Source organism: Candidatus Protofrankia californiensis, from assembly GCF_900634765.1.
GTDB classification, from domain to species: Bacteria; Actinomycetota; Actinomycetes; order Frankiales; family Frankiaceae; genus Protofrankia; species Protofrankia californiensis.
The window spans coordinates 13,377-23,381 of sequence record NZ_CAAAFT010000095.1 but is presented as its reverse complement, the minus strand read 5'-3'; the positions used below and the strand labels follow the sequence as shown (position 1 = coordinate 23,381).

Annotated in this window: 9 protein-coding genes and 1 pseudogene; 4 read left to right on the top strand and 6 right to left on the bottom strand. The window is 70.2% G+C overall.

The features are described 5' to 3' along the window. Both DD1DGNOD_RS05720 and DD1DGNOD_RS05715 read left to right on the top strand, forming a co-directional pair. Positions 1–491 (top strand): annotated as a pseudogene (locus DD1DGNOD_RS05720) (purine-nucleoside phosphorylase); the annotation flags it as partial. A gap of 231 nt (positions 492–722) precedes the next feature. Then, positions 723–2,381: a phospho-sugar mutase gene (locus DD1DGNOD_RS05715; RefSeq protein ID WP_430827759.1), complete on the top strand. Its 1,659-nt coding sequence runs from the start codon at positions 723–725 to the stop codon at positions 2,379–2,381. A gap of 122 nt (positions 2,382–2,503) precedes the next feature. On the opposite strand, the gene upp is transcribed toward DD1DGNOD_RS05715, so the two are convergent. Continuing rightward, positions 2,504–3,127, bottom strand: a complete 624-nt coding sequence (upp, locus tag DD1DGNOD_RS05710) for a uracil phosphoribosyltransferase (RefSeq protein WP_131765570.1) — start codon at positions 3,125–3,127, stop codon at positions 2,504–2,506. Between the two features lie 82 nt (positions 3,128–3,209). Here upp and deoC point away from each other — a divergent pair, with 82 nt between their 5' ends. Further along, entirely contained in the window at positions 3,210–3,983 is a 774-nt protein-coding gene (deoC, locus tag DD1DGNOD_RS05705) for a deoxyribose-phosphate aldolase (protein WP_241251257.1), read from the top strand. Between the two features lie 3 nt (positions 3,984–3,986). On the opposite strand, the gene DD1DGNOD_RS05700 is transcribed toward deoC, so the two are convergent. From DD1DGNOD_RS05700 to DD1DGNOD_RS05680, 5 genes are all read right to left on the bottom strand, one after another. Then, a complete protein-coding gene (locus DD1DGNOD_RS05700; protein WP_131769607.1) occupies positions 3,987–4,499 on the bottom strand; it encodes a hypothetical protein in 513 nt (170 codons plus the stop codon). 110 nt (positions 4,500–4,609) lie between these two features. Next, entirely contained in the window at positions 4,610–5,257 is a 648-nt protein-coding gene (locus DD1DGNOD_RS05695; protein WP_430827758.1) for a DNA-3-methyladenine glycosylase I, read from the bottom strand. Further along, positions 5,250–6,341: an adenosine deaminase gene (locus DD1DGNOD_RS05690; RefSeq protein ID WP_131769606.1), complete on the bottom strand. Its 1,092-nt coding sequence runs from the start codon at positions 6,339–6,341 to the stop codon at positions 5,250–5,252. Before DD1DGNOD_RS05690 ends, DD1DGNOD_RS05695 begins: the two co-directional genes overlap by 8 nt. A gap of 102 nt (positions 6,342–6,443) precedes the next feature. Further along, positions 6,444–7,727 carry a thymidine phosphorylase gene (locus DD1DGNOD_RS05685; protein ID WP_131765566.1) on the bottom strand — a complete coding sequence of 428 codons (1,284 nt, stop codon included), beginning with the start codon at positions 7,725–7,727 and terminating at the stop codon, positions 6,444–6,446. After that, positions 7,724–8,167 carry a cytidine deaminase gene (locus tag DD1DGNOD_RS05680; protein ID WP_241251263.1) on the bottom strand — a complete coding sequence of 148 codons (444 nt, stop codon included), beginning with the start codon at positions 8,165–8,167 and terminating at the stop codon, positions 7,724–7,726. Before DD1DGNOD_RS05680 ends, DD1DGNOD_RS05685 begins: the two co-directional genes overlap by 4 nt. Before the next feature lie 283 nt (positions 8,168–8,450). Between DD1DGNOD_RS05680 and DD1DGNOD_RS05675 the strand changes: the two genes are divergently transcribed. After that, positions 8,451–10,005, top strand: a 1,555-nt coding sequence (locus DD1DGNOD_RS05675; RefSeq protein WP_165036456.1) for a hypothetical protein, incomplete at its 3' end; no start/stop codon positions are given.

The following is a 10,005-nucleotide window of genomic DNA, read 5'->3' as shown; positions in this document are numbered from 1 at the left end:
CGGCCTGCGCCGCGGGCGTGTCCACCGTGGTGCTCACCAACGCCGCGGGCGGGCTGCGCGAGGACCATACGGTCGGCCAGGCCGTGCTCATCTCCGATCATCTGAATCTCACCGGTCGCAGTCCCCTGGTCGGACCGCGGTTCGTCGACCTCACCGACGCCTATGCTCCGCGCCTGCGCGCACTGGCGCGTACCGCCGACCCGACCCTCACCGAAGGGGTCTACGCGGCACTGCCCGGACCGCACTTCGAGACCCCGGCCGAGATCCGGATGCTGCGGACGCTCGGTGCGGACCTGGTCGGCATGTCGACCGTGCACGAGACGATCGCGGCCCGGACGGAGGGCGCCGAGGTCCTGGCGCTGTCCCTGGTGACCAACCTCGCCGCCGGCATGACCGGCGAGCCGATCGACCACACCGAGGTGCTGGCCGCCGGTGCCGGCGCGGCCGAACGCATGGGCGCGCTGCTCGCCTCGGTCGTCACCAGACTGTGAGCGGTCGGGGTGGACGCGTCCGTCGGGGATGACGCGGACCTGGACCTGCTCGCCCGGGCCCGGCAGTGGATCGCCGACGACCCGGAGCCGGCCGACCGGGCCGAACTGACCGCTGTGTTCGACGCCGCGTTCGACGCCGGTGACCTCGAAGCCCTGCGTGAGCGGTTCTCCGGCGCCCTGCGCTTCGGCACGGCCGGGCTTCGTGGACCGCTTCGCGCCGGCCCGACCGGGATGAACACCGCGGTCGTCCGGCGGGCGGCGGCGGGTCTGGCCGCCTGGCTGCTCGCCCGGCAGGCCGGTACGGCCGCTTCAACCACGTCAGCTCCGACCGGATCAGCTCCGGTGACCCCAGCTCCAACGGCGTCACCGTCAACCACACCCACCACACCCACCACGTCAGCCACGTCAGCCACGCCGACCGCTTCGGGGCTGCCGCCGCGTGACGATCGTCCGCCCCCGCTGGTCGTCGTGGGCGCGGACGCCCGGCATGGCAGTGAACGGTTCGCCTTCGACAGTGTTCGGGTGCTGGCCGGCGCGGGGTTGCGGGCGGCCCTGCTACCGGTCCCGGTGCCCACGCCGGTGCTGGCGTTCGCCGTCCGCCATCTCGGTGCGGACGCCGGCATCATGGTCACCGCAAGTCATAATCCGGCGACCGACAACGGTTACAAGGTGTACCTGGGCGCACCGTCCGGCGATCCGGCGAACGGAGCGCAGATCGTCGCTCCCGTCGACAGCGAGATCGAAGCCGCAATCGACGCTGTCGGGCCGGCGGCGTCCCTCCCTCTCGGCGACGGCTGGACGCGCCTTGGCGAGGAGATCCGTTCCAGCTATGTGGCGGCGGCCGCGGACACGCTGCGGACGGACGGCGCAGGCGGCCTCGCCGACGTCCGGGTGGCGTACACCCCATTGCACGGTGTGGGCGCGGACACCTTCGAAGCCGTGTTCACCCGCGCGGGCCTCACCGCGCCGTTCATGGTTGCCGAGCAGGTCCGTCCCGACCCGGACTTCCCGACGGTCCCGTTCCCGAACCCCGAGGAACCCGGCGTGATGGACCGGGTGCTCGCGCTCGGCCGTGCGGTGGGTGCCGATGTCGTCATTGCCAACGATCCGGACGCGGACCGCTGCGCGGTCGCGGTGAATGACCGGATCCTCACCGGAGACGAGGTGGGCATGCTCCTCGCCGAGGAGACACTGCGCACCCGACCCGGGCCGGTTGCGACGACGATCGTCAGCTCCCGCGCGCTGGCCGCGCTCGCGGCCGCGCACAACCTGCGGTTCTCCGAAACCCTCACCGGCTTCAAGTGGATCATGCGGGCGCATCCCGACCTGGCGTTCGGTTACGAGGAGGCGCTCGGCTACGCGGTCGCCCCCGATCTCGTCCGCGACAAGGACGGAATCACCGCGGCCCTGGCCGTCGCCGGGATCGCCGCGGCGGACAAGCGCCGCGGCCGGACCCTGCTCGACCGGCTGGACGACCTCGCCCGCCGGTATGGGCTGTACGTCACCGCCCAGGTGTCGATCCGGCTGACCGGCTCGAGCGACTCCACCGAGCGGATCTCCGCCATCATGACCGCGCTGCGGGCCGATCCCCCCAGCCGGTTCGGGGACACGGCGGTTGTCGGCGTCCACGACCTCGCCGCACCATCCGCGCACGGTCGGACGGCTGGCAGCGTGCCACCGGCCGACGTGGTCGTTTTTCTTCTCGCGGACGGCGGACGGGTGGTCGTCCGCCCCAGCGGCACCGAACCAAAGATCAAGTCATATCTGGAAGTGATCGCCCCGGTCGACCCTGGAGCCGACGCGGAGGCTCTCGCGGCTGCCCGCCAGCAGGCGGACACCCGCATGGCCACCCTCCGCGACGCCGTCCGCCGGCTCCTCCTCGATCTCTGAAGCCGCGGGAGGTACCCGCGCATACCGTATGCCGCGGCAGTCCTCAGGAGCACAACCCGCTGTGAACCGGGGGCTTGGGGCCCCGGCAGCGAAAGGAACATGATCCTGTCGCCCTTGGCCCTTCAGAACGCGCCGAACTGCCGGTCGCCGGCGTCCCCGAGACCGGGAACGATGAAGGCGTTGTCGTCGAGCCGCTCGTCGATGCCGGCGGTCACGACCCGTACGTCGAAGCCGCCCGCGTCCAGCGCGGCGATCCCTTCGGGCGCGGCGAGCACGCAGACCAGGACTATGCCCGTAGCCCCACGCTCGGCCAGCAGGTTCAGACAGTGTGCCGCTGATCCGCCGGTGGCGAGCATCGGGTCGAGGAGCAGCACGGGATAGCCGGCAAGGTTCGCCGGCAGCGACTCCAGGTAGACATGGGGCTGGAAGGTCCGCTCGTCCCGGGCCAGGCCGACGAAGCCGGTCCGGGCCTCGGGCAGCAGGCTCAAAGCCGCTTCCAGCATCCCCAGACCCGCCCGCAGCACCGGCACGACGATCGGTGCCGTGGCCAGCCTGCTGCCTGCGGTCGGGGTGAGCGGGGTGGTGACCGGGTACCGGACCGTCGGCAGCTCCCGGGTGGCCTCGTAGATCAGCATCGTCGACAGTTCACGCAGCGCCGCGCGGAACACCGGCGGTTGCGTCGCCTTGTCGCGCAGCACGGTCAGCCGTGCGGCCACCAGAGGATGTTCGACGACGTCGACCCGCACGACTGCCTCCTGCCAGGGCCCTGCCCGGTAGAACTCCGACCGCTGCTCCCACCCGCAATGATGGCCCGCAATGATGGAGGCTATGACGAACGTCCCCGCCGGAGCGGACCGTCCCGCCGGAGCGGGTGGAGCGGTGCCGGGTCCCCCTGCTCCGCCACGCCGGTCCGAACTCGCCCGGATGATCGACCACACCCTACTGCGTCCCGAAGCCACCGGGGAGGAGATCCTCGCGCTGTGCACCGAAGCCACGGAACTGGGCGTCGGCACGGTGTGCGTCGCGCCCACCCACGTCTACCTGGCGGCCGCCGCGGCCCGCCGGGAGCGTCCGAAGGACACGCAAGACCAGCCGGACGATCCGGCGTTCGCGGTGGCCTCGGTGATCGGATTCCCCCACGGCACCCATCTGACCGTGGTCAAGGCGCAGGAGGCCCGCCGGGCCGTGGCCGACGGGGCGGACGAGATCGATCTGGTGATCGACCTGGCCTGCGCGATGGAGGAGAACTGGCGGTCGATCGAGGCCGAGATAGCCGAAGTGCGGCTGGCCGTCCCACCGCACGTGATCCTCAAAGTGATCATCGAAAGCGCACTGCTGCCGGACGCCGGCATCGCGGCGGCCTGCCGGGCCGCGGAGGCGGGCGGCGCCGAGTTCGTGAAGACGTCGACGGGGTTCCACCCCGCGGGCGGGGCGAGCCTGCGGGCGGTACGGGCGATGGCGGCGACGATCGGCGGTCGGCTCGGCATCAAGGCCAGCGGAGGTATCCGTACCGCCGAGCAGGCCCTTGCCTTCGTCAGTGCCGGTGCGACCAGACTGGGAATGTCCGCCACCCGGGATGTCCTCGCTGCCGTCCCGGAGTGAAACCTATCCCTGGGCCGACACGGCCTTCTTCGCGGCGTTGAGGAATCTGTCGCCGGCGGCGGTCAGTTCCGCGGACTCGGCGCCGGCCTGGTGTTCCCAGGCGTCATAGGTGTCGCCGGCACGATAGCCCCGTAGTACGTCCGTCAGCCGGCGCATGCACTCGATGGCGTCGTCATAGTGACGCGCGACCGGTGCGGCCGGGCCGAACCTGACGCACAGCCGTCCATAGGCGGTCCGGGCCGATTCGTTCGCCTGGTTCCGGCGCTTCAGATATTCTTTTGCCTCGTCGTCGCCGTCCATGATCCCTCGGGACCACAATGACATGCAGTAGGCCGTGGCCCGTTGGGATCTCGCCAACTGCTCGGCGGCGAAGTCCAGCGCGTCACGACATTCCTTCTGGATGGCGAGACGATGTGACCGTCGTGCTTCTATACGGCCGGAAAACGCGGTGATCCCCGGCGCGCCGATGCCGGTGACGACAACGCTGACAATCGCAAGTACCATCACATCCGACATGATCAACCATGGTAGCGGACCGGCCCGCTCCGTCCGCCTCGCGCGAGGCGCGGCCGGGCGGCCGACGGCGTCGCCGGCACCATTGACACGGGCGGCGCTCCCGCCCCGAACTACCTGACGGCGCAGGCCGCAAGGTGGTCGTTGACCAGACCACATGCCTGCATCAGCGCATAGGCTGTCGTGGGACCGACAAAGACGAAGCCGCGGGTTTTCAGCTCCGTTGCCAACGCCGCCGACTCAGCCGTGGATGCGGGCAGGTCCGCCGTGACCACCGGCACTGTCGTGACCGCGGGCCGAAACGACCAGATCACCTCCTCGAACGGTACGTCCAGGGCCAGGACCACCCGGGCGTTGGTAATCGTCGCGATGATCTTTCGGCGATTGCGAATGATTCCCGCGTCCGCCGCCAGCCGCTCGACGTCGGCCGGGCCGAACGCCGCGACGGCTATCGGATCGAAATTCGCGAACGCGGCCCGGAAAGCATCCCGTTTACGCAGGACGGTGAGCCAGGAAAGACCGGACTGGAATGCTTCCAGACTGAGGCGTTCGAACAGCCCGACGCGGTCGCGGACCGGGCGTCCCCATTCGCCGTCGTGGTAGGCGATGTATTCCGGGTATTCCGGCGCGGACAGCGCCCACGGGCAGCGTGGGCGCCCGTCCGGCCCGGTCATGGTGCCGTCCGACGCGACGGCCTGGCCGTAGCCGCCCGGATCGGCCGGTTCAGCCGGTTCAGCGGTACCGGCCGGTGAGTCACTCATCGTGGCACAGCACCTCGAATCCAGGCTTGATCACGTCGTTGATGAGCGCCAGGCGCTGGTCGAACGGGATGAATGCCGACTTCATCGCGTTCACCGTCAACCACCGGATATCCGACCATCCGTAACCGAAGGCTTCCACCAAGGCGGCGAACTCGCTCGACAGCGTCACCCCGCTCATCAGCCGGTTGTCGGTGTTGACCGTCACCCGGAAGTGGAGCCTGCGCAGCAGCCCGATCGGATGCTCGGCGATGCTCGCGCACACGCCCGTGTCCACGTTGGACGTCGGGCACATCTCCAGCGGCACCCGGACGTCCCGGACATAGTTGGCCAGCTGCCCGAGGGTCACGTTCGCATCGGTGTCGATGGCGATGTCGTCGGTGACCCGGACGCCGTGGCCGAGACGGTCTGCGTTGCACCACTGCAGAGCCTCCCAGATGGACGGCAGCCCGAACGCCTCCCCGGCATGGATCGTGTAGTGGCCGTTGGCCCGCTGCATGAACTGGAAGGCGTCGAGGTGACGGGTCGGCGGGTAGCCTGCCTCGGCCCCGGCGATGTCGAAACCGACGACTCCCCGCTCCCGCCATCGCACGGCGGCTTCGGCGATCTCCAGCGACCGGGCCGCGTGGCGCATCGCGGTCAGCAGGGCGCGGATCTTCAGCCCGGTACCGGACGAGCCGGCCCGGAACCCGTCGATGACGGCCTCGATCACCGCGTCGAGCGCCAGCCCCCGCTGGACGTGCAACTCGGGGGCGAAGCGGACCTCGGCGTAGACGATGCCGTCGGCGGCAAGATCCTCGGCGCACTCGCGGGCGACCCGGGCGAGCGCGTCAGCGGTCTGCATCACCCCGACGGTGTGGCTGAAGGTCTCCAGATAACGCACGAGTGACCCGCTGTGGGCACCGCCGCGGAACCAGGTCGCGAGCTTGTCCGCATTGGTGGTGGGCAGGGCGTCGTATCCCACCTCGTCCGCGAGCTCGACGACGGTCGCCGGTCGCAGCCCGCCGTCGAGGTGGTCGTGCAGCAGCACCTTGGGTACCCGCCGGATGGCGTCCACGGTGGGCAGGGACGTCACGGACGCATTCATCGTCCGAAGATATATCCGAAAGTACAGGAACCCGCTTCAGATCCTGCGTTCGATCGGCGAGCCGGGACGAGGATCTACCAATGAGCCCCTGTTCAGCGGGGGCTACAGGTGGACGCGGCCGCGGACGAGCGGCTGGACGGCCGGCGGCGTGTCCGCGATCTCGACGGCGTCCGTGAGCGCCTCCATGGCGGAAGCCATCCGGGCCGGATCGTCGGTGTGCAGCTGCAGCAGCGGCGTCCCGGCGACAACCCGCTCGCCGGGGCTTGCGAACCATCGCACGCCCGCGGACGCCGACACCACGTCATCCTTGCGCGAGCGGCCCGCCCCCAGCCGCCAGGCCGCCACGCCGACAGCGCGCGCGTCCAGGGAGCACAGGAAACCGGTCACGGGCGCGGGCACCGTTTCGACGTGCCCGGCCACCGGCAGGGCCGCGTCCGGATCGCCACCCTGCGCGGTGACCATCCGTCGCCACACGTCGTACGCCTTGCCCGCCGCAAGGACGTCCGCCGGGTCCGGGCCCCCCTCCAGCCCGGCGAGCACGAGCATCCGCCTGGCCAGCGCGACCGTCACCTCGACCAGGTCGGCCGGGCCGCCACCGCGCAGGGTCTCCACCGCCTCGACGACCTCGAGCGCGTTTCCAGCAGTCCGCCCGAGTGGGGCGTCCATGCCCGTCAGCAGCGCCTCCGTGCGTACACCGGCCGCATCACCCAATGTGACCATGGTCTCGGCCAGCGCACGGGCCTGCGCCTGGGCCGTCATGAAGGCGCCCGAGCCGACCTTGACGTCCAGTACCAGGGCGGACGTCCCCTCGGCAATCTTCTTACTCATGATCGACGAAGCGATCAACGGGATCGATTCCACCGTGCCGGTCACATCCCGCAACGCATACAGCTTCCGGTCCGCCGGCGCCAGACCAGCGCCCGCAGCGGCGATGACCCCGCCGACGTCGGTGAGCACCGACCGCATCCGCTCGGAGGACAACGACGCCTGCCAGCCGGGGATGGCCTCCATCTTGTCCAGGGTCCCGCCGGTGTGGCCGAGCCCGCGCCCGGCAAGCTGTGGCACCGCCGCACCACAGGCCGCCACCAGCGGCACCAGGACCAGCGAGACCTTGTCGCCGACACCGCCGGTGGAGTGCTTGTCCACAGTCGGGCGGCCGAGCCCGGACAGGTCGAGCCGCTCGCCGCTTGCGACCATCGCCGCGGTCCAGCGGGACAGCTCCGCAGGCTGCATGCCACGCCACAGTACGGCCATCAGATAGGACGCCATCTGCTCGTCGGCGACGGCTCCCGCCGTGTAAGAGTTGATCAGCCAGTCCACGGCCTCATCGGGCAGCCGGCCGCCGTCCCGTTTCGTCCGGATCAGGTCGATGACGTGAAAAGTCACGGACTGTCACCCCCGTCCTGGTCCGTATCAGCATCGTGGGTACCCGGCGGCGGCAGATCGGCGGGGCCGAAGGCGTCCGGGAGAAGATCCCCCAGCCGGCACGGGCCACCGGCCACCGCCACCGAGAGATCCGGGCCGCCGTGCTCGTACAGAAGCTGCCGGCACCGGCCGCAGGGCACGAGCGGCGCGCCGGCACCGTCCACGCAGGCGAACGCGACCAGCCGGCCGCCCCCGGAGGCGTGCAAGGCCCCTACCAGCACACACTCGGCGCACAGCGTGAGGCCGTAGGACGCGTTCTCGACGTTGCATCCGACGACCAGCCGGCCGTCATCGACCACCGCGGCGGCGCCGACGCGAAGCCGTGAGTACGGAGCGTACGCGCGGGCCGCCACCCGGGTCGCCTCGTCCCGTAGCCGTTCCCAGTCGACGGCACTCACCATGGGTGCGCCCGCGGTACCGCCCGCAGTGCCGCCCGCCCCGACCATGCGACACCTCCTCCGCCCGGACTCGTCAGAGGTCAGCATGCCTCCCTCAAGCAGGTCACGGTGTCGGAATGACGACCGTCCGGGAGCCAACTGTTGGGACGGCGACGGCAGCGGCAGATGTAATGATGCTGATTCACAGGGTAAGACGACCGAGGGCAGGGCGTTCGATCAGCGAGCGGCGTCCCGGTGGACGGATGGCACCGCCGCGCTCGCACGCTGCCGGTCACAGGAGGACGCGTTGGATCCCGCCGACACGGACACACCTGCGACCGGGCATATCACCACGCCGGCGGCCGTCCACCGGGCAATGCCGGTCGCGGCACCCGATGCGCCCGATGCGCCCGCCGCAACCGCAGGCACGGCGGGCCGGACGCGGCAGGGCCGGAGCATCAGGTCATATCTGCTGGTCGGGTCGAGTTACCTCCTGCTGGCCCTGCTGCTGACCGCCCGGGTGTGGTCCGACCCGACCCGGAACATCATCGCCGGTAATCCGAACGACACCGCTCTGTACTGCTGGTGGCTGGCGCATACCGCACATGCCGTCACGAGCCCGGCGAATCCCTTCGTCACGCACCTGGCGAACGCGCCGGAGGGAATAAATGCGCTGTGGAACACATCCGTTCTGTTTCCCGGCCTGTTACTGACCCCGTTGACCCGGGCCGCCGGGCCGGTGGCCTCCTACAACCTGCTTGCCGTACTGGCGTTCGCGCTTTCCGCATTCGGCGCCTACCTGTTCGCGCGGAAACTGCGGGTACGGGCCGCGGCGGCCTACGTCGCCGGGCTCGTGTACGGTTTTTCACCGGCGCTCGTCGCCGCCGGAACAGGGCATCTGAGCATAGTTCTGGCGCCGGCCGTGCCGTTGCTGCTCTGCCTTGTCGTGGACACCGTCCGGGGGACATACCGACCGCTGCGAACCGGCGTGCTGCTGGGCGTCGGAGCCGGCCTGCAACTGCTGACCGGCGAAGAGGTGCTGTTCATCACCGCGGTGACGGCCGTTGTCGGGATCGCCCTGCTGCTGCTGAGCCGACCGGGCCACCTCCGCCGGGCCGGCGGCCCGCTGCAAACGTTGGCAGTCGCCTTCCTGTCCTGCCTGGCGCTGACCGGGCTGCCGCTGGGAGTTCAGTTCCTCGGATCGTTGCGGGCCCACGGCAGCCCGTTCCTGGCAAATTTCTTCAAGAGCGACCTGACCGGCCTGTACGTCCCCTCCGGGCGCCAGCTGCTCGCGACACCCCCGCAGACCGCGCGAGCGGCCGCGTTCCCGGGCGGTCCGCCGGAGTACATGAACTTCTTCGGCTGGCCCCTACTGATCGTGTGCGTGTCCGCCACCGTCCTGGGCTTTCGTGATCTGCGGTTGCGGATAGCCGGGCTCACCGGCGCGGTCCTGGCCGTCCTGTCGCTGGGCGGCACGCTGCTGGTCAACAATGTGGAAACAGGCCTGCGGCTGCCCTGGAATCTGGTTTCCGGTCTTCCGGTCTTCGACTCCGCCCTGCCGAACAGATTCTCCCTCGGCACGGCCCTGATGGCCGGGCTCATGCTCGCCCTCGTCCTGGACCGCCTGCCTGCCCAGCTCGGCACCGCCGGGCCGCTGACAGCGGTGGCCCTCACCACGGCCTGTATTCTCCCGCTGATTCCTCGACCGTACGCCGTCGAACGGTCGCCCGACGTCCCCGCATTCTTCACCACCGACGCCGTGAAAACTCTTCCGGCAGGCTCCAACGTGCTGGTCCTGCCGTATCCGACCGGAGTGCAGACCGCTGCGCTGGCCTGGCAGACGGCGGCGGACTTCCGTTTCT